Origin of the sequence: Rhodovulum sp. BSW8 (assembly GCF_003314725.1) — a bacterium.
GTDB classification, from domain to species: Bacteria; Pseudomonadota; Alphaproteobacteria; order Rhodobacterales; family Rhodobacteraceae; genus Rhodovulum; species Rhodovulum visakhapatnamense.
Genome location: NZ_QNVX01000050.1, coordinates 88,045 through 112,037, shown reverse-complemented (window position 1 = coordinate 112,037; position 23,993 = coordinate 88,045). Strand labels below are relative to the sequence as shown.

Below are 23,993 nucleotides of genomic sequence, written 5' to 3'. Positions count from 1 at the left end.
GCGTCGGACATGTCGTACACAAGCTCTGAATCAGTCACCGAAGGCCACCCGGACAAGGTCTGCGACCAGGTCTCCGACGCGATCCTCGATGCCTACCTGACCCGGGACCCGATGGCGCGCGTCGCCGCCGAGGTCCTGGCGTCGGGCAATACCCTGCATATCGCGGGCGAGATCACCTCGACCGCCCATGTGGACGTGGCCGCCGTGGCCCGCGGCGTGCTGCGCCGGATCGGCTATGACGATCCCGACCTCGGTTTCGATGCCGAGGGCTGCTTCATCCTGACCGACCTGCACGAACAATCGCCCGACATCGCCATGGGCGTGTCGCGCGACGCCGAACTGGGCGCGGGCGATCAGGGCATCTTCTACGGCTTCGCCTGCGACGAAACCCCGACGCTGATGCCCGCCGCGATCCATTATGCCCACCGGCTGACCGAGACCCTGGCCGAGGTGCGCCATTCCGGCCGCCTGCCCTGGCTGCGTCCCGACGGCAAGGCCCAGGTCACCTTCGAAAACGACGCCGACGGACGCCCCGCGATCCTGCGCAGCCTGGTCCTGTCGGCCCAGCACGACCCCTGCGTCACCCGCGAGGACATGCTGCGCGGCCTGATCGAAGAGGTGGTCGCGCCGGTGATGGGGCACTGGCTGCGGGCCGATACGCGGGTGCTGATCAACCCCACCGGCCGGTTCGTGCTGGGCGGGCCCGCCGCCGATACCGGGCTGACCGGCCGCAAGCTGATGGTCGACACCTATGGCGGCATCGGGCGCCACGGCGGCGGGGCGTTTTCCGGCAAGGATTCGACCAAGGTCGACCGCACGGCGGCCTACATGTGCCGCTATATCGCGAAAAATATCGTCGCAGCACGGATCGCACAAAGTTGTGAAGTATCGCTCGCATTTGCGATAGGTCAGTTACTTCCCGAGATGGTAGGGATTACCTTACCTTCTGGCTGCGAGACAGATCCGGACAAGCTTGAAAAAGCGGTCCGGTCGGTCTTCCCGCTTTCGGTGGCGGGAATGATCGAAACCTTGGAGCTTCGTCGGCCGATCTTCGAAAGAACGGCGGCCTACGGGCATTTTGGGCGGGACACAGAGGGGTTCCCATGGGAGCGGACGGATCGGGCGGTCGCCTTGCAGAAGGCTTGCAACTGACATCCGAGCCCCGTCCGAATTCATGCATAAATAATACACCTTCTCCCCGCGGCGGCGGCGAGACCCTCGAAGCAAAAGCCGCCCGCCGCCAGCGCCTTGCCGACCTCATGAGCGTCGACATGCTGCAGAAGGTACAGGACAACTTCAGCGCGGCGGTGGGGGTGGCGATGGTGATCGTCGACCCCGAAGGCGAGCCGGTCACAAGGCCAAGCGGGTTCAGTTCCTTCTGCGACACGATCCGGCACCATCCGAAATGGCGCGAGCGGTGCTATCACTGCGACGCGGTGGGCGGGCGCACGGCGCTGTCGACCGGCGATCCCTCGATCTACAAATGCCATGCGGGCCTCGTCGACTTCGCCGCGCCGATCATCATGCGGGGCGAATATCTGGGCGCGGTGATCTGCGGCCAGGTCAAGATGCGGCCCGGCGAGATGGCGCCCGACCTGGTGGACCTGTCGGGCCTCTTCCCGGTCGAGGCGTCCTGGCGCGAGGACCCGCGCCTGATGGCGCTTTACCATGACATCGGCGAGATTTCCTACGGGCGGCTCCGCTCGGCGGCCTATTCGCTGTTCTACATCGCCTCGCATATCGTCGAGGAAAGCTATTCCAGCAGCGTCACCCAGGAGCTTTACGCCAAGAACCTGCGGCTGATGGAGGAATCCAAGCGCCGGGCCGAACTGGAACGTTCGCTCCGCGAGGCGGAACTGCAGGCCCTGTCCTATCAGGTGAACCCGCATTTCCTGTTCAACGTGCTCAACACCATCGGTCGGCTCGCGCTGATCGAGGACGCGGCGCAGACCGAAAACACGGTCCATGCCTTTGCCGACATGATGCGGTATATCCTCAAGAAAAGCGGCACCCAGTTCGTGCCGCTCGCGACCGAGGTCGATCACGTCAAGAACTACCTGTTCCTGTTGCGGCTGCGGCTGGGCGACCGCTTCACCTTCTCGATCGACCTGCCCGCCGATCTGGCCGAGGTGACCTGCCCCTTCATGGTCCTGCAGCCGATCGTGGAAAACTGCATGAACTACGCGATCGAACCGCGCGAAAGCGGCGGTCTGATCGATATCACCGCCTATCGCGACGGCCATGACGTGATCGTGGACATCGTCGACAATGGCGACGGCATCCCGACCGAACGGCGGATCCAGGTTCTGGCGGGCGTTGCCGACCGCAGCGGTCGCAAGAGCATCGGGCTGCACAATGTCGACAGCCGGATGCGGCATTATTTCGGCGATGGCCACGGGCTGGAAATCGTCAGCCCGTTCCGCGGCGGCCGCGGCACGCTGGTGCGGCTGCGCCTGCCCACCGATTTCGACGAGGCCGCGGTCTAGGCCCGCGAGCGACAAGGAAGCGGAAAGATGTTCGACATCGCGATCATCGAAGACGAAGAGCTGGAACGCCGCGCCCTGCGCAGCATTCTGGAAAAGAACCTCGACGGCGCGCGGATCGTCGGCGAGGCCCGCAACGGCACCGAGGCCATGGCCCTGATCGACGGCCAGCATATCGACCTGATGCTGATCGACATCAAGATCCCGCGCCCCAACGGGCTCGAGATCATCCAGTCGGTGCGCGACCGCGGCCTGGCGACCAAGGTCATCATCCTGACCGCCTACGATTATTTCGAGATCATGCAAACCGCGATCCATCTCAAGGCGGACAATTTCCTGCTGAAGCCCATTCGCACCGACGATCTGCTGAAGGCGGTTCACGAATGCCTTGCCACGCACGAGCCGATGGCGGCCCGGGCTGCGGGGTCCTGGACCGTGACCGCCCCTGCCCCCGATGCGATCCGCGTCCCCGAACCGCCGGTCGGCGACCGCATCGCAGGCCTCGTGGATCACAGCGCCTATCGCGAATGCCTGGCTCTGGTTCGCCGTCATCTCGAAGCCATCTATGCCCAGCGCGAGGCCTCGCCGCGCCGCGCGGTGCTGGAATTCCTGCGCATCATGCTGCAGGTGGTCGAGGCGCGCGGTCTTGCCCTGCCCCCGACGCTGGCCCGCCAGGTCGAGACGCTCGAATCCCAGCGGCTCGACCTGCACAGCCATTTCCAGGTGCAGGAAGTGCTGTGCCAGCTCACCGACGTGCTGTTCGAGGCCAGCGAATCCGGCGGGGCCCATGCCTCGGGCCGCATTCAGGACGTTCTGAACTACATCGAACGGAACCTGCACAAGGGCGTCACGCTGGAAGATGCTGCGGATTTCGCCCAGATCAGCCCCTGCTATCTCAGCCGGCTGTTCCGCAAGGAGATGGACGTGACCTTCATCTCCTACCTCAAGACCCAGCGGATCGAGCGCGCCAAGGAACTGTTGCAGGACAGCGATCTGCCGATCACCAACGTCTCGCTCGACCTCTCCTTCCAGGACGCCAACTATTTCTGCAAGGCGTTCAAGAAAGAGGTCGGCCTGTCGCCTTCGGAATACCGACGCCGGTTCCGCTAGGCCGGACCCGAAGCAAGATCACCGAGAGCCGCACTGGCAGCCCACGCGCCGCAACGGCGGATGCCATGCCATTGATTAAAAATGTCATGATCCTGTGATCCGGGCAGCTTAACCGACACGGGGCCCGCACCCCCGCGGGCACGATCTGCGCCCACTTCGCAATCAGGAAGGACATCATGAAGCTCGTTTCGAACGGCGCCCTTGTCGGTGCGCTGCTGACTGCGCTTTGCCCGCTGCTGGCGCCCCCGGTCGCCCAGGCCGCCACGCTCGACTGGCAGACCCTGTCCGGTCAGGCCCCGAAGGTGATCGGCCATCGCGGTGCGCCCAACTATCTGGCCGAAAACAGCCTGCCCGGCTACGAACTGGCGGGCGATCTTGGCGCCGACATGGTTGAGACCGACGTTCAGGTCAGCAAGGACGGCGAGCTGATCGTCATGCATGACGGCACGCTCGAACGCACCACCGACATCGCCGCCAGGTTCCCGCCCCGGAACGGCGGCTACAGGGTCGCCGATTTCACCCTGGCCGAGATCAAGCAGCTGACGCTGCTGCCGACCGGCTCGGCCTCCTACAGCCATCCGGGCTTCACCCCCACCACCGATTTCAGCGTGCCGACGCTGGGCGAGTTCCTCGACACCGTGAATGCCTACAATGCCACTCACGGCACCGATCTGGGCGTGCTGACCGAGCTGAAATCGAGCTACACCCCCGAGGTCAACGCCAAGGTCGTGACCGAGATGCTGGACAAGGGCTTCGGCGAAACCGGCTCGAACGGCGCGGTGCAATCCTTCAGCGTGGCCAACGTGCGCGAGATGTCGGCGCTGTTCGATGCCGCCGGGGCCGATGTCTATGTCGATCTCCTGGGCTATGGTGGCGTGCAGACCGCCGAGGGCTGGGCGCTGGGCCTGAACGGGTCGGGCACCAGCTACGAGTTGCTGAGCGAACTGGCCGGTTACGCCGATGCGGTGGCCAGCAGCTACAGCTACATCACCGAAGACTTCGTCGCGGCGGTGCATGCGGCCGGGCTTGAAATCTATGCCTGGACCCTGCGCCCGACCGACGAGGCCTCGGCCGCAGCGCTTCTGGCCGATTTTCTGGCCTGGGGTGTCGACGGCTTCATCACCGACAACGCCGATTATGTGAACGCCGCCCTGGCCAACAGCGGCTATGACGTGGCGCCCGCTCCGGTGCCGCTTCCGGCCGCGCTGCCGATGCTGCTGGCGGGCATGGCCGCGCTTGGCGGCCTCGCGCGCCGCCGTCGCCCGGCCCTCGCGGCCTGAGCCGCTGTCTTTTGCGGCCGGCATCCCCGGCCGCCCCTTCCCCGTTCCATGAGGACCCCCATGTTCACCGCCCTGTTCCGCTCTCTCTTCGCGCCCGTCCTGCGCCGCGCGCTGCCCGCCGTTCTGCCCGCCGTTCTTCTGGGTGCCCTGGCCTCGCCGGTCGCCGCCGCCAGCCTGATCGTCAACGGCACCTTCGACAACACGACCGACGGCTGGGAAGGCACCTACCGGCTGCGCTCGACCGATCCCTGGATCGACACCGGGTCCTATTTCTTTGCCGGGCCCGGCACCTTCAGCGCGATCTCGCAGACCTATAGCCTGACCGGCGACGACCTCTCGCGGCTCGGCACGACCGGGCTCGACTACACCATGTCCGCCGATCTCTTCGGCTGGCACACCCAGGAAGACCGGGGCGTCATGTCGGTCTTCTTCTTCGGCGCCGACGACACCCAGCTGGGCAGCGACGCCCTGCTGTCGAGCACGCTTTACAGCGGGTCCTGGGACACCCGGATCACCGCGGGCGGCAAGTACTATCAGGAAACCTCGGGTGCGGTGCCCGTCGGCACCGCCTACCTGACCTTCGTGCTCAGCTCGACCCGGATCAGCGGCGGCACGAACAATGACGGCTATATCGACAACGCCTATTTCGCCTTCGCCGACCCGATCGCGCCCGCGCCGGTGCCGCTGCCGGCCTCGGCACTGATGCTGCTGTCGGGCCTGGCCGGGGTGGCCGGGCTGCGCCGCCGGACCGCGAAAAAATCGGCCTGAGGAGGCCGAACCAAACCCGGGGGGCGGCACTCCCGCCCCCCGGAGCCGATCCTCACAGACCGTATTGCTCGCGCGCGTAATCGCCAAGCCCGGCCGCATCCAGCCGGTCGAGCGGCGCGAGGAAGGTGACCTGGATCACCCCCGGCGCCCGGCCGATCTCGATGGCGCCGTTGATCGTGGCGCGGTTGCGGATCTCGGCGACCGGCAGGTCCAGAAGTTTCGCCGCCCGCTCCAGCCCGTTCTCGATGGCGATGTTCAGGTTGGCCCCGGTGCCGATGACCGACACCGGCGCCACCTCTTCCAGCGCCGCCACGTCCCAGCGCCGCGCCAGCCGCTCGCCGCGCGCCTTTTCCTCGGCGGTGAAGGGCCGCGCCATCGGCGGCAGATCCTCGGCCAGCGGGAACAGCACCGGCCCGTCGATGGGATAGTCCTTCACCACCTCGACCTGCAGCGTCACGCTGCCCGCCACGTCCATAGTGTGGCCTGCGATCTCGCCATCGCCCTGACCGGCATGCATGTCGCCCATGTAAAGCCCCGCGCCCTTCACCTTGACCGGGCAGACCAGAATGGCGCCGGGACGGACCGCGTCGATATCCATATGACCGTCGGTCTTGTGCTCTGCGAGCTCCTCGGGGCTCAGCGCATAGGGGTGCGGCGCACCGACCAGGAAGGCGCCGAAATCGCCCGCATTGTGGCTGTCGGGCATGGCCTTCGAGGGGCAGGTGCCAAGCTGGCCGAGGAAGGGCCGCATCCGGACCAGCGCGCCCGGCATGTCCGAGGGCGCATAGACCAGGATCGAGTGCTGGCGGCTGGCATCGGGGAGCGCCGCGTAATGATCCGCGTCACGGGCGATGGTCTCGGCCGCGGCCTTGGGCAGGGTCAGGCCCACGCTGCGGGTATCGTCGAAGGTGACGGTATAGCCATGGACGATGGCGAAGGGCGTCACCGCATTGCCGCAGACATTGCAGCGCACGGCCTCCTGGCCGATCCCCTCGACATGGGTCTCGGGCCAGAGCGCGTCGCAAGTGGGGCAGCGCGCCGCGACATAGGGATCGCCGAGGCAGAAGCCCTCGGGCGACCTGTCATGGCCCGAGGCGGTCGCGACCGACGTGACGGTGATGTCGCGGATGCGGATGGCGATGGCATCGCCCGGCTCGGCGCCCTCGACCGCGACCGGGCGGGTGACCTCGTGGCCGCCGCGCAGGCTGGGCGTGATCATCGGCCCCCAGCATCCGGGCGCTGTATTGGCGATCACCGTCCCGCCATTCTCGACCGGCCCCAACATCGGCGCGTCGGGGTCGAGCACGCTGTTGGTGAACCCGTTCACGACGAGGCTGCGGCACGCGCCGCCGGTCCTGCTTCCATCGGCCATTTCGGCTGTCTCCTTGTTGTTCGCCCCCGATACCTAGCCGCGCGCCCGCCCGTGTCGAGACCGCCGCGCCGCGGTCCGTCCCCCGACGGCCCGGCCTAGCCGCCGCGCCGTCGCCGCAGAAGCGGGGTCAGGTACATCGGCACCTGGTAGCAGGCGATGAACAGCAGCAGCGGGTCGGTCGTCTCGGGCGGCAGTGCCACCAGAAAAAGCGCGATGTTGCGGTTCCCCGCAGCAACCGACAGCGGAAGGCGCTGGTCCCTCAGCGGCCCCCGCGCCAGCAGCCGGTCGGCCACGATCTGCACCCCCAGATTGGCCGCCAGCGCCACCGCCAGCCAGCCCGCAAGCTCGGTCGGACGGGACAGAAGGGTCGGCCCGGCCTCGGCCATCAGCCCGATCACGACGATGGCCATCGCCAGCGCCGAAAGCCCGTCGAGCGCCGAGATCGTCTCGGGCCGCGGCGCCCTCAGCCAGGTCGCGCGCAGCAGGAAGGCCGCCCCCGCCGCCAGCAGGATCACCGCCAGAAGCCGCCCCGCCGCGGCCAGAACCGCCGCCGGACTGCCCAGCCCCCCGGCAAGCAGGAAGACCGGCAGCACCGTGACGGGCAGAAGCGCAGTCGCCACGATCAGCAGCCGCAGCGCCGGGGCGGGGTCGCCGCCGCTCAGGACCGTCAGGCTGGGCGCGCCGGCAATGGGCGAGGCCGCCGCCATCAGGATCAGCGCGGTCGCAACGGCGGTGCCGCCCAGACCCAGCGCCGCCGCCCCGCCCGCCACCGCCAGCGGCAGCGCCAGTTGCAACAGCAGCGCCAGTGCCAGCACCCGGGGCAGGTCGCGCACCGCGCCCAGCGCCTGGCGTGGCCCGATCCTGAGCGCCGCCAGAAACATCAGCCCCGCCACCATCTCGGGCAGCCAGGGCCGCATCGCCTGCGCCAGCGGCGGCAGCAGCACCCCGGTCGCAAGCCCCGCGACCAGCAGATAGCGCCCCCGCGCGGCCAGCGCGCCCAGAAACCGGATCATGCCGTCCCCCGACGACGTGTGAAGCTCATGCCCGCCTCAGCCCCCCGGCCGCTGGCGCAGGCTGTCGGGCAGCCAGGTCGCCAGCCCGGGCACCGCGATCAGCACGAAGACCATGACCACCATGATCAGGAACATCGGCAGCGCCGCGCGCGCGATGAACCCCATGCCATGCCCGGTCATGCCCTGCAGCACGAAGAGGTTGAAGCCGATGGGCGGCGTGATCTGCGCCATCTCGACCACCACGACGATGAAGATGCCGAACCAGATCAGGTCGATCCCGGCCGCGCGGATCATCGGCTCGACCACCGCCATGGTCAGCACCACCGAAGAGATCCCGTCGAGAAAACAGCCAAGCACGATGTAGAAGACCAGCAGCGCCAGGATCAGCTGAACCCGCGACAGATCGAACCCCGCGATCAGGTCGGCCAGCCCGCGCGGGATGCCGGTGAACCCCATCGACAGCGACAGGAAGGCCGCCCCCGCAAGGATCAGCGCGATCATCGCCGAGGTCCGGACCGCGCCCATCAGGCTCGCGCCGAAGCTTGCCGCCGACAGCGAGCCCTGAGCAGCCGCCAGCGCCAGCGCGCCCAGCACCCCGAAGGCCGCGGCCTCGGTCGCGGTGGCATAGCCCAGATACATCGACCCGATCACCACCACGATCAGGCACAGCACCGGCAGCAGATGGCGCGAAACCTTCAGCCGCCCGAGCAGCGACAGGGTTGGCTCGGGCGTGGGGGCAAAATCCTTCGACAGCCGCGAAGCCAGCGCGACATAGGCCATGAACATCAGCGCCAGCACCAGCCCCGGCACCACACCGGCCATGAAAAGCCGGGTGATCGACTCGTTGATGGTGACGCCATAGACGATCAGCGTCAGCGAGGGCGGGATCATCAGCCCCAGCGTCGCCGCCCCGGCCAGCGTGCCGATCACCATCGGCTCGGGATAGCCGCGGCGGCGCAGTTCGGGGATCGACATCCGCCCGACCGTGGTCAGCGTTGCCGCCGACGAGCCCGAGACCGCCGCGAAGACGGTGCAGCCCACGATATTGGTGTGAATGAGCCCGCCCGGCAGCCGCGCCATCCAGGGCGCGAGGCCGCGGAACATGTCTTCGGACAGCCGCGTCCGGTACAGGATCTCGCCCATCCAGATGAACAGCGGCAGCGCGGTCAGCGTCCAGGAGGACGAGGCCGCCCAGATCCGGGTGATCATCGCATCGCCCGCCGGGCGCGCGGTGAACAGCTCCATGCCGACATAGGCCACGCCCATCAGCGCCAGCCCGACCCAGACGCCGGACCCGAGCAGCAGGAAAAGGACGAACAGGAAGATCGCGATCGGGGCCAGCTGCTCCATCAGCGCGGCCCCGCCGGGCTGTCCCCGGCCCGCTCGGCCCGGATGCCGTCATGGCCTGTCGCGATCAGCCGGATCAGATGGTCCCAGAAGCAGATCGCCAGAAGCACCGTGCCCGCCGCCATCGACAATTGCGGGATCCACAGCGGCGTGCGGTCGAGCCCCTGGCTGACATCGCCCAGTTTCCAGGACCAGTAGGTGCCCTTGACCGCATAGCGCGCGAAGAAGGTGGCGGTCACGGCGCCGACCGCCATCGCCCAGATCTCGGCCCAGCGCCGGTGTCGACCGAGCACCGTCAGCAACAGCCCCACCCGGATATGCGCGCCCCGGTCCAGCGCATGGGCAAAGGCGAAGAACGAGGCCGACGCCATGCAATAGCCCGCATAGTCCGACGCCCCCGGCACCACATGCCCGGTCCAGCGCGCCACCATCTGCGCCACGATCAGTCCGAGGATCGCCAGCAGGAAACCCGCCGCGATCACCCCACCCGCCATATAGATGGCATCGAGGAGGCGCCGAAGCGCCCTAAGCCCTGCCGCTGCCCTTGCCATCCGAAGCCCCCGCCGGTTCGTGCCGGACCCGCGTGCGAGGCGCGGGCCCGACCTGCCTCACATGTCCTGACGATAGGCCTCGACGATGGCGCGGCCCTCGTCGCCCGCCCGGTCGAGCCATTCGGCGGTCATCGTCTCGCCGATGGCCTTCAGCCCCTCGACCAGCCCCTCGGGCGCGCGGCCGACGGTCATGCCGCCCTCCTTCAGCCCCTCGACGGTGACGGCGGTATAGGCTTTCGACCGGTCCAGCCCCTCGGCCTGCGCCTTGGCGGCACAGTCGCTGACCGCCGACCGGGTCGCCTCGTCAAGCCCGGTCCAGGCGTCGAGATTGGCAAAGACCGCGTTGCGCGGCAGCCAGGCATCGACCTCGTAGAAATGGCTCAGATGTTCCCAGACCTTGCGGTCATAGCCGGTCGCGCCCGACGAGACGAAGCTTTCGGCAACGCCGGTGGCCAGCGCCTGGCTCAGCTCGGCCGCCTCGACCTGCACCGGGATCATGCCGGTCAGTTCGGCCATCCGCGCCGTCGCCGCCGAATAGGACCGGAACTTGACGCCCTTCAGATCGTCGACCGTCTCGACCGGCTTGTTGAGATAAAGCCCCTGCGGCGGCCAGGGCACCGAATAGAGGTAGTGCAGGTTGTCCTCTGCCAGCGCGGCGGCGACCTTGGGCTCGGCGATGGCCCAGAGCCGTTCATGCTCGTCGAAGGACGACACCAGGAAGGGGATCGAATCCACCCCGAACAGCGGGTTCTCGTTCTCATGCGCCGACAGCAACCGTTCGCCGATATTGGCCTGCCCGGTCTGCACCGCGCGCTTGATCTCGGCCCCGCCGAAGAGCGCGCCCGAGGGATGGGTGACGATCTCCAGCGCGCCGCCCGTGGCCTTGCCCACGCATCGGGCGAAGTCCGCGCCGACCTCGGAATGGAAGTTCGAGGCCGCATAGGCCATTGGCATGTCCCAGGTCTCGGCCGTCGTTGCGGTCGACATGGCGCAAAGCGTGGCCGCGGCCAGGGCGGTCGTCAGCATCTTCATGGATTGTCACTCCCCGTTTTGCGGCCCGCGCGGGACGGGCCTTGTCTTGTCCCGCCATGGAACCGTCCGGGCGCCGGGGAGGCAAGCGTTAACTGTCGCGACACAGGGCCCGCCTGTCCGCGGGGACCAGTCCGACCAGCAAGCGGGCAAAGCCCGCGCGCCGGAGCCTAGCGGCGCCGCGCCCGCTCGGGCGCTGTGTCGCCGACCAGTTCGCTGCGGATCTGGGCATAGGTCAGCAGCGTGAAGAAGACGGTGCCGCCGAGGATGTTGCCCACCAGCGCGGGCAGAACGAAGCCGCCCAGCGCGGCCGCGACACTCATGCCGCCGGAATAGACCATCACGGCGGCCTCGGTGGTGCCCGCGACCACATGCGAGAAATCCGCAAGCGCGATCAGGTAGGTCACCAGCACGATCAGGAACAGCTCGGAATTGCGCGCGTTCGGCTTGACCCAGACCAGCGCCGCGATCAGCCAGCCCGCGCCGATGCCCCGCACCGCCGTCTCCCACCAGCCGTAAGAGGTCGCGTGGTCGGACAGGGTAACGACCGCATTGCGCAACTCGGGCTCGTAAATCGTCCCCGCATGCAGCACCCAGCCAAAGGTGGCCGCGCCGATCAGGTTGGTCGCCAGCACCAGCGACCAGAGCCGTGCAAGGCTGGCAAAGACCCGTGGCCGGGGATCGTCCAGAACCGGGCAGACGGCGGTGATGGTATTCTCGGTGAACAGCTGAAGCTGGCCCAGGATCACCAGCACGAAGCCCACGGAATAGCCCAGATTCTCGACCAGCGGGCGCCAGGGCGCGTCGGGCAGATGGGTGCGCAGCAGCGCCTCGGACAACACCGAGAACCCGATCGCCAGACCCGCGGTCAGCCCCGACAGGGCCAGCGCCGAGGCCGGGCGGTTCAGTTCGTGCGCGCCCTCGCGGCGGATCGATTCAAACAGCGCCAAGGCCCGGATCGGCGCCTTGGACTCGATGGCCTCGCGCTGGTGTTCCGGAATGCGGTCTTCGTATTTCTTCTGCGTGGTCGCGGCCATCGGCTCTCCTGTCCTTTGGGCCGGAGCGGCCCCACATCCTTGATCTAGCCGCCGGACGGGCCGGGCCAAGGGCGCCGCCGCCCGGGCGCATCTGTCCCCTGTTCGGACCTAGAACCGGGGGCTAGGCTTGGCCCGGAGGAGAGCGCCCATGATCCTGGACGACCAGAGCGAGGTCACAGACTTTCTGCGCAGCCAGCCCTGCGGGCCCGGGCGGGAGGGCGAAACCGTGCGCGAGATCGAGACCCATATCTCGCGCATTTTCCTGGCCGGAGACCGCGCCTTCAAGCTCAAGCGCGCGGTGCGCCTGCCTTATGCCGATTTCTCGACGCCCCAGATCCGGCTTGAGACCTGCGAAAAGGAATTCGCTCTGAACCGCCCGACCGCGCCCGGCATCTATCTGGGCGTGCGGCGGATCACCCGGCAGGCCGGGGGGCTTGCCTTCGACGGCGACGGGCCGCTGGTCGATGCGGTGGTCGAGATGACGCGCTTTGCCCAGGACGACATTCTCGACCGGGTGGCCGCGGCGGGCGCGCTGACCGAGGCCCATGCCGAAAGCCTGGCGCGCACGGTCGCCGCCATGCATGCCCGCGCGCCCGTCGTGCGCCGCCCCGGCGGCGGCGCGCTGATGGAGGGCGTGCTCGACATCAACCGCGCGGGCTTCGCCACCAGCCGGGTCTTCGCGCCCGAGAAGGTCGCGGCGCTGGACGAAGCCTTCCGCCGCGCCTTCCGGCGCCATCGCGGGCAGCTTGATCGGCGCGGCGCGCGGGGGCTTGTGCGGCTTTGCCATGGCGATCTGCATCTGGCCAATATCGTGCTGCACGAGGGCCGCCCCGAGGTGTTCGACGCCATCGATTTCAACGACGGGCTGGCCACCGTCGATGTCGCCTACGATCTTGCCTTCCTGCTGATGGACCTCTGGCATCGCGGGCTGCCCGACCTCGCGAACCGGGTGGCGAACCGCTATTTCGACACGGCGGGCGCCGAGGACGCGCAGGGGCTTCTGCCCTTCCTGATGGCGGTCCGGGCCGAGGTCCGCGCCCATGTGACCGCCACCGCCGCGACGGACGACCCGGACCGCGCCGCCATGGCACAGGGCTATTTCGACCTGGCCTGCGACCTGCTGGCGCCCGAGCCCGGCCGGGTGGTGGTTCTGGGCGGGCTGTCGGGCAGCGGCAAGACCACGCTCGCCGAACGGATCGCGCCGCATCTGGGGCCCGCGCCGGGCGCCCGGATCGTCGAAAGCGACCGCACCCGCAAGGCCATGTTCGGCGTCGAGGCGACCGAACATCTGCCGCAAGAGGCCTATGCCCCCGGCGTCTCGGATGACGTCTATGCCCGGATTGCCGCACGCGCCCGGGCGCTGGCCGAGGGCGGCGCCACGGTCGTTGTGGGCGCGGTCTTCGACAGCGCCGCGCACCGGGCCGAGCTGGACCGTCGGCTGGCGGGCCTCCGGGTCGATGCGGTCTGGCTGGAGGCCGCGCCCGACCGGCTGCGCGACCGGATCGCAACCCGGGGCGCAAGCGCCTCGGACGCGACGCTCGACGTGCTGGAAACCCAGTTGTCGCACGGGCCGGGCCGGATCGGCTGGCCCCGGATCGACGTCAACGGCACGCTCGAGGCCACGCTGGCGCGGCTGTGCGCGCGTCTCAGCTAGGCGCCTGGCCCGGCAAGAGCGCCGCGACCAGTGCATCGGCGGCGCTGGGGCTCAGGGCAAGCGGGGTGTCGTGCAGGATCGCCAGCCGGGTCAGCGCCTGCAGATCGACATCGCCCGGATGGCTCAGCGGATCGGCGAAAAAGATCACCGCGTCGAGTTCTCCCGTCGCGATCAGGGCGCCCAGTTGCTGGTCGCCGCCCCGCGCGCCGCGCTGCAGCCGCTGCACCGAAAGGCCCGGCAACGACGCGGCGACCATCGCTCCGGTCCCCCCGGTGCAGATCAGCCGGTGGCCCGCCAGGGCACGGGCATGGCGCCCGATCCAGGCCCGAAGCTGGGCCTTGCGCGCGTCATGGGCGACCAGCGCCAGCCGCCGCGGCGCGGTCGATTGCGCCCGCGCCCGTGCCGCCAGCGCCAGGATCGCGCGGACCTGACCGGCAAAGCCCGCCGCCTCGGCCGGAAAGGCCCCCGCCAGAGCCGCCGTGCCCACGGTAAAGCCCGCCGTCCCGGCCTCGGCCGCCGCCTCGATCCGGGCCGCGCGATCGATGCTGCCCGCGACGATCACCGGCTTGGCGACCGCCGCGCAGACCGCCGCCATCAGCCCGGGCACATCGCCCGCGAAGCGATAGGCCAGCAGGTCGAGCCCGTGCACATGTTCGAGATCGGCGATTGCCCGGGCCGAGTCGACAATGGCCGCCGCCGGGCCTTGCAGCACGCTCGGATGGCCGGTGACCACGCCCGGAAAGGGATAGTAACGCAGCGGATGGTCGCGGGTGACCGCGGTCACCTCGGCCGCCCGGGTGCCGCCCAGCAGGCAGTCGACATCAAGCGCGGCCGCCGCCCGGGCCGAGGCCAGTTCGCTGTCGCGGTCGAGGCTGACCACCTCCAGATAGGACCGCGCGCCCGCCGCGCGGATCGCGGCCGCGAGGCCGCAGAGATCGGCCACCGGCAGGCCCACATCCTTGAAGCCGATATGCCGGACCCCGCCCTCCAGCGCCTCGTCAAGCCGGGCGCGGGCGTCGGGGATGGTCCGGTCGTTCTCGGTCAGCATCAGGATGAAGTCGAAGGCCATGGCGTCGCCTGTCAGACCTGCGATTCAGGGCCGATCGCCGGGGCCGCGACCCAGCGCGGTGCAGAGGTGGCAATCGCCAGATGCGGGGCACCAATGCTGCACAGCACCAGCGCGTCGAGCCGCCCCAGCGCCTCGCCCGGCGCCATCCCGGCCGCGATCATCGCGGCGAAGGAATCGCCTACCCCATGCGGCACGCCGCCCCGCCGCAGGGTGCGAAACAGCGCGCTTCGCCGGCCGCGCACCGCCAGAAGTCCGGTGACCTCGGCCCCCAGCGGCGGCGACGTGACCAGCACCTCGGGCGCGAGCGGCCTCGCCGCCTCAAGGGTGGCGGCCAGATCGGGCAGCGCCCGGCCGGTCAGCCAGCCCAGTTCGAAATGGTTGGGTGTCAGCGTGTCGGCCAGCGGCACGAGCCGCTCGCGCACCGCCCTGGCCACCGCCTCGGGCACGTAAAGCCCGCCCGGCGCATCGCCGAGGATCGGATCGACCACGATCCGGGGCGCGGGGTCCATGCCGCGCATCTCGGCCACCAGATCGGCCGCAAAGGCAACGTGATCGGGGCTGGGCAGATAGCCGACCAGCACCGCGTCATGGTCTTCCAGAAGCCCGTTCGCGCGCAGCGCCCCGGCCATGTCGCGCAACTGCGACACCGGCAAGGGCCCGCCCGCCACATGCGCCCAGCCCAGGTGGTTCGACAGAACCACCGTCGGCAGCCCGGTGACGTCATGGCCCAGCGCCTGCAGCACCGCGCCCGAGGCCGAAAGGCCGACATGGCCCGAGGCCACATAGCTTGAAACGATCAGGACGCGCGCCATCCCCTGCCCCTGTCTTGCTCCGCCCAACTGGCGGGTCCTCCTTCTATAGACCGGCCTGCGGAACATGTCGAAACCCCCGTCGCAAACGCGCGCGGCAGCCCCGAGCATGGCAGCCGAAAAGCCACCGCCGGGCAGATTCAAGACCGGCCGACGGCCGCGGTCGCGCGGATGTTTCGGCATCGGCACCGGTCCATGCGTTCCGCGGGGTTTGACCTTGCGTTCACGGGAAAAGACCGGCGGACGATCTGGGAAGCGACCGGCACATTGCCTCGAATTTGCCAGAATGCGGCGGTCAACATCCATGTTTTGGTCCAAGTTTTCCGTGACAGTTCAGCCCGAGCCGCCCCGCAATCCGCAGGGCCTCGGCTGGCCGCATGGGCTGCCTGCCGCAGGTCCGGCCCGAAGGGCGGCCGACCGCCGCACGAGACCGCAACCAGAAACCGCAGACCGCAACCGCCTCCGGAAGCCACGGACCGACCGCATGACCGCTGCTCTCGACATGCACAGCCCGACGCCCCCCGAGGGCCAGATGGAAGAGCTGCGTCCGGGCACAGACCTGCTGCGCGGCCAGTACCGCATCGACCGGTTCCTGAATTCCGGCGGGTTCGGGCTGACCTATCTGGCGCGCGACAGCCTGGGTCGCCGGGTGGTCATCAAGGAGTGCTTTCCCGATACGCTCTGTACCCGGTCGGGGCTCGACGTGCAGGCCCGCAGCCGCGCCCACGGCCCTGAATTCGAGGCCATCGTCGAACTTTTCATCGACGAGGCGCACCGTCTGGCCTGGCTCGATCACCCCAACATCGTCGGCGTGCATCAGGTCTTCACCGACAATTCGACCGCCTACATGGCGCTCGACTTCGTCGACGGGAAGACCCTGCTCGAGATCATCGAGGATGCGCGCGAACGACCGAGCCCGGCGCAGATCGAGGACATGCTGCGCAAGCTGCTCGACGCGGTCGCCTTCGTCCACGACCGCAGCCTGCTGCATCGGGACATCTCGCCCGACAACATCCTGATTCAACGCGACGGCAATCCGGTGCTGATCGATTTCGGCGCCGCCCGCGAACGCGCGACCCGTACCAGCCGCGTGCTGTCGCGCATGCAGGTGGTCAAGGACGGCTACTCGCCGCAGGAATTCTACGTGGCCGGGATCCGTCAGGGGCCCGCCTCGGATCTTTACGGCCTCGCGGCGAGCTTTCATCATCTGATCGCAGGCACGGCCCCGCCCAACAGCCAGATCCGGACCGCCGCGCTGGCGGCGGGCGATCCCGACCCCTATCAGCCGCTCGCGGGCCGGATCGACGATCTGCCGTTGGCCCTGCTGGCCTCGATCGACCTGGCGCTGAACGTGATCCCGCGCGACCGCCCGCAATCGGCGCGGGACTGGCTGGCCCTGCTGGATGCCGCCCCGCCGCAGCCCGCCGCCGGTCCCGCACCCGCCGAGGCCTCCGACAGCGTGCTCGACAGCGCGACGCGCAGCGTTATCTCGCGGCTGGTCGACGAAACCAACCGCGCCGTCGCCGAAGCGCGCCGCCTCGCCGAGGAAGAGGCCCGGTCCCGCGGTCCGGCCGAGCCGCCGCGCCCGCCCGCACGCCGCCGTCCCTTTGCCTGGCGCACCCTCGACGACGAGGACGAGGCAACCGCCAAAGACCCCGGCCCGGCCACGCCCACCCCCGACCGGGCGCCCGATCCCCTGCCCGCCGAGCCGAACGCCAGCCCCGGCAGCGCCCCGGCGGCCCGGCCGGTCAGGCGCCTTGCGGCCTCGGCACCGCAAGCCGCGCCCCAGACCGCCCGGGCCGACGCGTCGGCCGAGCCCGACCCCGCCCCGGAGGGTGCGGCCCCTCCGCCCGGCAGCGGATTGCTAGGACGGTTCGCGTCCGGCGCCCTGACCCGCCGCACCAGGACCCGCCCGTAACCGGCCCGCGATGGGCCTGCACACCGCCGCACGGAGAAGGCACGCGATGGACTTCCTGAGACCCAAGCCCGAGGCCGAGGACGGCCCTGCCATCCGGCGCGAGGCCGGGCTGCTCGGCGCTCCCGACCCCTGGGGGAGCGATCTTGACACCGACGCGCCGATTTTCGGCACCGTCATTCCCGAGAGCCGGCTCGAAAGTGGCCTGACCGATCGTGCAGCACCGCCCGCAGGCATCCCGCCGCGAGGCAGCGACCGGCCGATGACCCGCCTGCACAGCATGGTCGAGCCCCCAGTTCCGCACGATCCGCAGCCCCGGTCCCTGCCGCCGACCGGACCGGCCGACCGCACAGCGGACCCGGCCGATCTCTCTGCGCTGGCCATGGCGGCCCCCGCCGCGCCGCAGGGTCCTCGGGTCCGCACCCGGTTTCTGGGCTTCGGCGCGCCGGAGGCCGAGACCGCCGATCCCTTCGCTGGGCATCGCCTTGCGCCGACCAAGGCCGAGACGCCCGCCGACCGTCCCGATCTCCGGCGGTTTCCGGTCGGCTGGCTGGTGGTGACCGCCGGGCCGGGGCGCGGCGCCCATTTCACGCTTTTTTCCGGCGTCTCGCAGATCGGGCGCGGCCCCGATCAGGCGGTGCGGCTCGATTTCGGCGATACCGCCATCTCGCGTTCGGGCCATGCGCTGCTGGCCTATGACGACGAACAGGGCCTCTTTTACCTCGGCAGCGGCGGCAAGGCGAACATCGTCCGCCTGAACGGCCGTCCGCTGCTGTCAACCGAAGAACTTTCCCATGAGGACGAGATCCGGCTCGGCGAGACGCGCCTGCGATTCATCGCCCTTTGCGGGCCGGGTTTCGCCTGGACCGCCCCTCAGACCGGACCCGACGCCGATGCCCGCACACGCTGATCTCAGGCTCGACACCGCCTCGGGCATCGCGCAGGGCCGGCGCGCGCATCAGGAAGACACCATCGTGTCCGACTTCCCCATCGGCGGACGCGTCGGGCTGGTGGTGCTGGCCGACGGCATGGGCGGGCACGCGGCGGGCGATGTCGCCAGTCAGATCGCCGTGACCGAAGTGTTCCGCGCGCTGAAATGCGGCGCGGGCGACCCCGACCGGGTGCTGGCCCACGCGCCCCGGCTTCTGCGGCGCGCGGCGGATACCGCCAACACCTCGATCGCGGTCCACATCCGGCGCCATGCCGAAACCTGCGGCATGGGCACCACGCTGATCGCGGCCATCGTCGCCGGGGACCGGCTGTTCTGGCTGTCGGTCGGCGACTCGCCTCTGCTGCTGTTGCGCGACGGTGCCTTGCAGCGGATCAACAAGGACCATTCGCTGGCACCGCAGATCGACGGCATGGCCCGGATCGGCCTGCTGACCCCGGAAGAGGCGCGCCGCCATCCCGACCGCAACTGTCTGACCTCGGCGATCTGCGGCACCGAGATCACCCAGATCGACTGCCCCGAAACTCCGCTGGAGCTTGCCAAGGGCGACATCCTGGTCGCCGCCAGCGACGGGCTGGCCTATATCGGCCTCGACCGGATCCGCGCCATCCTTGAAGAGAACCGGACCCGGTCCAGCGCCGAGATCGCCGACGCGCTGTTCCGGGCGATCGAGGACGTCGCCGATCCCGAACAGGACAATGTCTGCTTCAGCGTGATCCGCGTGCTTTGCGCGGCCGGGCAGCCGACGGTACAGGCGCATCCGCCGCTGCGCCTGCTCGGCGCCCCCGCGAAGACCGGGCCGCGCCCCGACTGCCCCTGTGCCACAGCCCCGCGTTCGCGGTTCGGCGCGCTGGCGGCCCGCTGGCTTCCGGGCCATCGGGGGGGCCTGTCGTGAGCGACGCCCCCGAAGACGACCTGATCGCCCGGATCGACGCGGTTCTGGCGGCGGGAACCCTGCCCGATCCCGGGCGGCGCCAGGGCATGCGGCTGCGCCAGCGCCTGTCGCAGCCGGTGCGGGTGGCAGTCGCGGGGCCCGCCCGGACCGGCAAGTCGTCGCTGATCGCGCTGCTGGCCGGATGGGATGCCGATGCCGGCCCGGTCGCGGACGCGCCCCCCGCAGGCATTCCCTCGGATCTTTTCGACCGGATGCTGCTGCTGGAATGCCCTCTGGCGCCCGACGAGACGCTGCCCTGTGGCGCGGGGATTCCCGATATCGTGCTCTGGACCAGCCAGAGTTTCGAGGCTCCCGAAAGCGCCGCCTGGGCGCGGGTGCCCGAGAGCCTGAAGGACCATTCCTTTCTGGTGCTGACCAAGGCCGATTTGCTGATCCGCGAGGCTGTGCTGCACGACCGGCTGGACCGGCTGCGCCCGCTTGTGGGGGTCGAGTTCCACGCGCTTTTCCCTCTGGCCACCACCGAGGCGCTGGCCGCCGATCGTGGCCCCGTGCCCTGCATGCCCGCCGAACACGGGCCAAGCGGCGCCAAGGCCCTGTTCGCCGCGCTTGAACGGATGCTGCGGCAGGGCTTGGATGCCGACCGCGACCTGGCCGAGACCTTCCTGCACCGCTATGGCAGCCATGGCCGGTTCGCAGGCCCGGGTCCGCGTCGCGGACAACCCGCCACCGGCACCCCGTCGCCCAGCCCCAGGCCCGAACCGCCATCGCCCCCCGGCCCCACGCCGTCCGATGCTGCGCCCACACGCCGCTCTGCCGGCGCGGACGACCGGACCCTCTGCGAACGCGGGCTTGCGGTTCTTGCCCGGGCGGCCGCCGCGCTTCCCGAACGGGTCGAGCGTCGCGATGGCATCGCCGGGGTGCTGGCGATCTGCGCCGACACCGCGCTTGGCCTCACCGACCTGCTGGGCGAGGTGCGGGATGTCTGCCCCGATCTTGACGAGGACATCCTCGATGCCTCCGAGATGCTGCAGCTTCTGGCGGTCGAGGACGATCCGGCCGCAGCCGCCGATGCCGTCACGCTTTTGCTGCAATTGCGGCGCGGGTTCGAAACCCGGCTTAGCGCCTGAGGAACGCCGCGACGACGCCATGCAATGGCCATTTTCGGGCGCATAATTGTTTCAGATGCCACAACAAAACACCTGCTTCCGCCGGGCTGGCGCAGTCCCGGGCGGGTTGCAGACAAGCAAATGGGGGTTGGACCCGTGATGCAGGATGCATCTGCCTCCGCGCGCCCCGAGGCCGCCCGGCCCGCTGCCCGTCACCCGGATCTGCTGGGAGAGGGGCTTGACGGGTTTGCGCCGATCACGGAGCGTCGGGCCACCCTGCGCGCGGCGCTGGCCGATCTCGGCCGGGTCGGCGACGCGACCGCCGCGCGCGGCGCGCTTCGGCTGACGGCACAGCTTGACGCGCTCGAACCCTGCGTGACCTTCATCGGCCAGGTCAAGGCGGGCAAGACCTCGCTGATCAACGCCATGGTCGGCTGGCCCGGCCTGCTGCCCGAAGATGTGAACCCCTGGACCTCGGTCGTGACCTCGCTCCATCTGGCGCCCGCCCCTCAGACCCTCGCGGGCGAGGCAAGGTTTCGCTTCTTCGACCGCGAGGAATGGGCCCGGCTGGTCGAAAAGGGCGGACGTCTCGGCGAACTGGCCAGCCGGGCCGGGGCCGAGGACGAGCTCGACAAGGTCCGCCGCCAGGTCGAGCGGATGCGCGAGAAATCCCAAGGCCGCCTCGGTCGGCGGTTCGAGCTGCTGCTGGGCCAGGAGCACCGCTATTCCGCCTTCGATCTGGGGCTCGTCGAACGCTATGTCTGTCTCGGCGACGATTTCGCCGACGACGAGCACGGCGCCGATGCCCGGTTCGAGGCTGCGGGCCGTTTCGCCGACATCACAAAATCGGCCGATCTGCAGGTCGATCATGCGGCGATGCCGTTGCGGCTGTGCCTGCGCGACACGCCCGGCGTCAACGACACCTTCCTGATGCGCGAACAGATCACCATCGGTGCGATCCGCGACAGCCGGCTCTGCGTGCTGGTGCTGTCGGCGCATCAGGCGCTGTCCAGCGTCGACATGGCGCTGATCCGGCTGATCGCCACGGTCAAGGCGCGCGACGTTGTGATCTTCGTCAACCGCATCGACGAGCTTTCCGATCCGGTCCCGCAAGTGGCCGAAATCCGCGCCGCGATCCGGGCCACGCTGCAGGCTCAGAACGGCCCGGTGGACGCGCCGATCCTGTTCGGAAGCGCAATCTGGGCCGCCCATGCGCTGGGCGGAACCCTGCCCGCCCTGCCCGAAGACAGCCGCCGCGCGCTGCAGCGCCTGGCCCGCGAACGTTTTGCGGGCGGCGAGGACCCGCAGACCCAGCTGCGCGGGGTCTGGGACATGTCCGGCCTGCCCGCGCTGTACCGCACGCTTGCCGAGCGTCTCAACGAAGGCGCGGGCCGCGAGGCGCTCGACCGCATCGCCCGCAGCACCGCCAATCTTGCCCGCAGCATCGGCGCCGCGCAGGGCACGGCCCTGCCCGCAGGCGCGCGGCCGACGGTCGGCCGGGCCGAACTCGAGGCCCGGATCATGACCCTTTCGCATCGCGCCGAAGAGGCCCTGGTCCGCGTCATCGACCGCGAACAGACAGAGTTCCGGACCCGGCTGGAACGGTCGCATCGCAGTTTTCTCGACCGCGCCACCGCGGCCCTGATCGCCCATCTGGAAACCGAGGGCGAGGACACCGTCTGGACCTACGAACCGACCGGTCTGCGAATGCTGCTGCGCACCGCCTGCCAGCTTTTCGGCACACGGATGCAGGCCGCGGCGCGGAGCGTTCTGGACGAGCTCGCGCGCGATGTCGCCGCTGTCTACCGCAATGCGCTTGGGCTTGACGGCGCGTTCACGGTCGAGGCCCCCGACCCGCCGCGGATCGGGCCGCCGGTCGACATCGCTTGCACCATCGCGCTGGACGTCAAGGGCAGCTGGTGGCGCCGCTGGTGGACCCGCCGCCGCGGCCATGGGGCCTTCGCCGCCGATTTCCACGCGATGATCCGGGACGACACCCTGCCGATCCTCGACGCCCTGCGCCACGACCATGCCGAACGGGTCCGCGCCGACCTGATGGCGACATTGGCCGGTTTTGTCGAAGACCAGCGCGAAATCGTCGAGGCGCTGACCTGCAAGGATGAGGTCGCGCCCGACGCTCTTGACGTGGCGCTGCGGAGGAAGGCCCGGCAGGATCGCCTGCAGGCCATCGAAAGCGCGATGACGACGATGCTGAAAGAGGCGGCCTGAGATCCGCCGACGCCCGGGACCTGCGGAAGAGACTGTAAGATGAGCGACCCCTACGACCTTGATATCCGGGCGATGCTGGAACGGGCCCGGGCGATGGACGCGGCACCGGCCCGGCCGCGCCCGGCCGAAGGCGGCGCGAGCCGTCCGGCGCTGCCCCCCGAAGAGGCGGTGCGCGCGCAATTCGGTGGCCGGGACCGGTCCGACGCCCTGGAAGCCACGCCCGACGCCGACGCCAGCTCTGACCGTCCCGCGGCAGATCCGGACAACGCGGTCGAGACAGGTGCGGAGCAGATCCCGCACGGGAGCACGGAACCGCCTCAGACGGACGCCTCTGCCCCCCCGGCCGAGGCCGCACCGCCCGAGGCCGACGCTGAATTTGAACCTGAAGAGGACGTCTTTGCGGCCGACGCCGGTCCAAGCCCCTCCCGCGCCCCGGTCGAGGTTCGCCCGCACCTTCCCGCCATCGCCGCACACCCGGAACTTGCAGATCTGCCCCCCGGGGCACGGCCCTGCCTCGCGCTGATGGGCGAATTCAGCGCGGGCAAAAGCACGCTGATCCATCTGTTGATCGGCCAGTCGCCGCTGCCGGTGAAGGTAACCGCGACCCAGCTGCCGCCGGTACGCCTCTCCTACGGTTCCGCCCCCGCCTGGCGCGAGGATCGCTTCGGCCGCATCGAACCCGTCGAGATGGCCGACCTTCCCCGACTTTCCCCCGCCGAGACCCGGCTGATCCAGATCCATGCCGAAGCCGAGATCCTCAAGCTTTGCGACCTGATCGACATGCCCGGCATCTCGGACCCGAACATGGGCTCGGAGGTCTGGGAAAGCGCCATCAGCCTTGCCGACGGGGTGATCTGGTGCAGCCATGCGACCCAGGCCTGGCGCCAGTCCGAAGCCGCCGTCTGGGACATGTTCGCCGACCGGCTGGGCGAAACAAGCCTGCTGCTGCTGACCCGGTTCGACAAGCTGGTGACCGACCGCGACCGCACCCGGGTGTTGCGCCGGGTGCGGCGCGAAACCGAGGGGCTTTTTGCCGATGTCTGCCCGATCGCCCTGACCGATGCGCTGGACGCGCAGGACGATCCGGCGCGCTGGGCTGCCAGCGGCGCCGGGGAGTTTGGCCGCGCGCTGCTGCAGGTGCTGCGGCGGCTGGGCGCGACGGCAAACGATCACGAGGCGCCGGTTGTGCTGGACCCCGACTGGCGCGTCGGCGGGGCGGGCATGCCCGTGCGTCCGCGGCGGGTGCAGATCGACGAAAGCCGCAGCCGAAGCCCGCGGCCGGTGCGCGCGCAAAGACCGGGCGCCAGCCCGCCTGCGGCCTGACGGCGCACGGCCCGGTCCATCGCCCGGTCCATCACCTGGCGCGGCGCGCGGCCC

20 protein-coding genes are annotated in these 23,993 nt (G+C 69.7%); 12 read left to right on the top strand and 8 right to left on the bottom strand.

Translation table 11 applies throughout. From position 1 onward, the window contains the following. Positions 1-9: 9 nt before the first annotated feature. From metK to DSD19_RS18320, 5 genes are all read left to right on the top strand, one after another. Positions 10-1,152, top strand: coding sequence for a methionine adenosyltransferase (metK, locus tag DSD19_RS18340; protein WP_113670661.1), 1,143 nt, complete (start codon positions 10-12; stop codon positions 1,150-1,152). 107 nt (positions 1,153-1,259) lie between these two features. Next, positions 1,260-2,486 (top strand): PocR ligand-binding domain-containing protein, encoded by a 1,227-nt coding sequence (locus DSD19_RS18335; RefSeq protein ID WP_075787149.1) that lies wholly within the window; start codon positions 1,260-1,262, stop codon positions 2,484-2,486. A gap of 27 nt (positions 2,487-2,513) precedes the next feature. Continuing rightward, positions 2,514-3,593 (top strand): response regulator, encoded by a 1,080-nt coding sequence (locus DSD19_RS18330; protein ID WP_113670660.1) that lies wholly within the window; start codon positions 2,514-2,516, stop codon positions 3,591-3,593. A 176-nt stretch (positions 3,594-3,769) separates the two neighbouring features. Continuing rightward, positions 3,770-4,873, top strand: coding sequence for a glycerophosphodiester phosphodiesterase family protein (locus tag DSD19_RS18325; RefSeq protein ID WP_113670687.1), 1,104 nt, complete (start codon positions 3,770-3,772; stop codon positions 4,871-4,873). 48 nt (positions 4,874-4,921) lie between these two features. Further along, positions 4,922-5,641: a VPLPA-CTERM sorting domain-containing protein gene (locus DSD19_RS18320; protein ID WP_113670659.1), complete on the top strand. Its 720-nt coding sequence runs from the start codon at positions 4,922-4,924 to the stop codon at positions 5,639-5,641. A 52-nt stretch (positions 5,642-5,693) separates the two neighbouring features. Here the strand turns inward: DSD19_RS18320 and DSD19_RS18315 are convergent, their stop codons facing one another. The 6 genes from DSD19_RS18315 to DSD19_RS18290 form a co-directional block, all read right to left on the bottom strand. After that, complete coding sequence (locus tag DSD19_RS18315; protein ID WP_113670658.1) at positions 5,694-7,013, bottom strand: acetamidase/formamidase family protein; 1,320 nt, start codon at positions 7,011-7,013, stop codon at positions 5,694-5,696. A gap of 95 nt (positions 7,014-7,108) precedes the next feature. Beyond that, a complete protein-coding gene (locus DSD19_RS18310; RefSeq protein ID WP_075787154.1) occupies positions 7,109-8,026 on the bottom strand; it encodes a hypothetical protein in 918 nt (305 codons plus the stop codon). Positions 8,027-8,062: 36 nt separating this feature from the next. Then, the gene (locus DSD19_RS18305; protein WP_113670657.1) at positions 8,063-9,376 is read right to left on the bottom strand and encodes a TRAP transporter large permease; all 1,314 of its coding nucleotides are present in this window, start codon (positions 9,374-9,376) and stop codon (positions 8,063-8,065) included. Continuing rightward, entirely contained in the window at positions 9,376-9,924 is a 549-nt protein-coding gene (locus DSD19_RS18300) for a TRAP transporter small permease (RefSeq protein ID WP_113670656.1), read from the bottom strand. Before DSD19_RS18300 ends, DSD19_RS18305 begins: the two co-directional genes overlap by 1 nt. A gap of 57 nt (positions 9,925-9,981) precedes the next feature. Beyond that, complete coding sequence (locus DSD19_RS18295; RefSeq protein WP_113670655.1) at positions 9,982-10,956, bottom strand: TRAP transporter substrate-binding protein; 975 nt, start codon at positions 10,954-10,956, stop codon at positions 9,982-9,984. Between the two features lie 167 nt (positions 10,957-11,123). Then, positions 11,124-11,990, bottom strand: a complete 867-nt coding sequence (locus tag DSD19_RS18290) for a formate/nitrite transporter family protein (RefSeq protein WP_075787158.1) — start codon at positions 11,988-11,990, stop codon at positions 11,124-11,126. Positions 11,991-12,138: 148 nt separating this feature from the next. On the opposite strand from DSD19_RS18290, the gene DSD19_RS18285 reads away from it, so the two are divergent. Next, positions 12,139-13,644 carry an AAA family ATPase gene (locus DSD19_RS18285; protein WP_113670654.1) on the top strand — a complete coding sequence of 502 codons (1,506 nt, stop codon included), beginning with the start codon at positions 12,139-12,141 and terminating at the stop codon, positions 13,642-13,644. Here DSD19_RS18285 and DSD19_RS22120 read toward each other — a convergent pair. Both DSD19_RS22120 and DSD19_RS18275 read right to left on the bottom strand, forming a co-directional pair. Then, positions 13,637-14,713 (bottom strand): methylglyoxal synthase, encoded by a 1,077-nt coding sequence (locus tag DSD19_RS22120; RefSeq protein ID WP_113670653.1) that lies wholly within the window; start codon positions 14,711-14,713, stop codon positions 13,637-13,639. The genes DSD19_RS18285 and DSD19_RS22120 overlap by 8 nt on opposite strands. A gap of 11 nt (positions 14,714-14,724) precedes the next feature. Beyond that, the gene (locus DSD19_RS18275) at positions 14,725-15,525 is read right to left on the bottom strand and encodes a pyridoxal kinase (RefSeq protein ID WP_165828179.1); all 801 of its coding nucleotides are present in this window, start codon (positions 15,523-15,525) and stop codon (positions 14,725-14,727) included. Between the two features lie 481 nt (positions 15,526-16,006). On the opposite strand from DSD19_RS18275, the gene DSD19_RS18270 reads away from it, so the two are divergent. The 6 genes from DSD19_RS18270 to DSD19_RS18245 all read left to right on the top strand — a co-directional run bounded on the left by DSD19_RS18270 (position 16,007) and on the right by DSD19_RS18245 (position 23,939). After that, positions 16,007-17,440, top strand: coding sequence for a serine/threonine-protein kinase (locus DSD19_RS18270; RefSeq protein ID WP_075787162.1), 1,434 nt, complete (start codon positions 16,007-16,009; stop codon positions 17,438-17,440). 46 nt (positions 17,441-17,486) lie between these two features. Next, positions 17,487-18,347: an FHA domain-containing protein gene (locus tag DSD19_RS18265; protein ID WP_243628108.1), complete on the top strand. Its 861-nt coding sequence runs from the start codon at positions 17,487-17,489 to the stop codon at positions 18,345-18,347. After that, on the top strand, positions 18,331-19,281 hold the full coding sequence (locus tag DSD19_RS18260; RefSeq protein ID WP_165828178.1) for a PP2C family serine/threonine-protein phosphatase: 951 nt from the start codon (positions 18,331-18,333) through the stop codon (positions 19,279-19,281). Before DSD19_RS18265 ends, DSD19_RS18260 begins: the two co-directional genes overlap by 17 nt. Beyond that, positions 19,278-20,408 carry a hypothetical protein gene (locus DSD19_RS18255; RefSeq protein WP_113670649.1) on the top strand — a complete coding sequence of 377 codons (1,131 nt, stop codon included), beginning with the start codon at positions 19,278-19,280 and terminating at the stop codon, positions 20,406-20,408. The genes DSD19_RS18260 and DSD19_RS18255 overlap by 4 nt, the downstream gene beginning before the upstream one ends. 138 nt (positions 20,409-20,546) lie before the next feature. Beyond that, positions 20,547-22,616 carry a dynamin family protein gene (locus DSD19_RS18250; protein WP_165828177.1) on the top strand — a complete coding sequence of 690 codons (2,070 nt, stop codon included), beginning with the start codon at positions 20,547-20,549 and terminating at the stop codon, positions 22,614-22,616. 39 nt (positions 22,617-22,655) lie between these two features. Further along, complete coding sequence (locus DSD19_RS18245; protein ID WP_113670647.1) at positions 22,656-23,939, top strand: dynamin family protein; 1,284 nt, start codon at positions 22,656-22,658, stop codon at positions 23,937-23,939. Positions 23,940-23,993 lie beyond the last annotated feature (54 nt).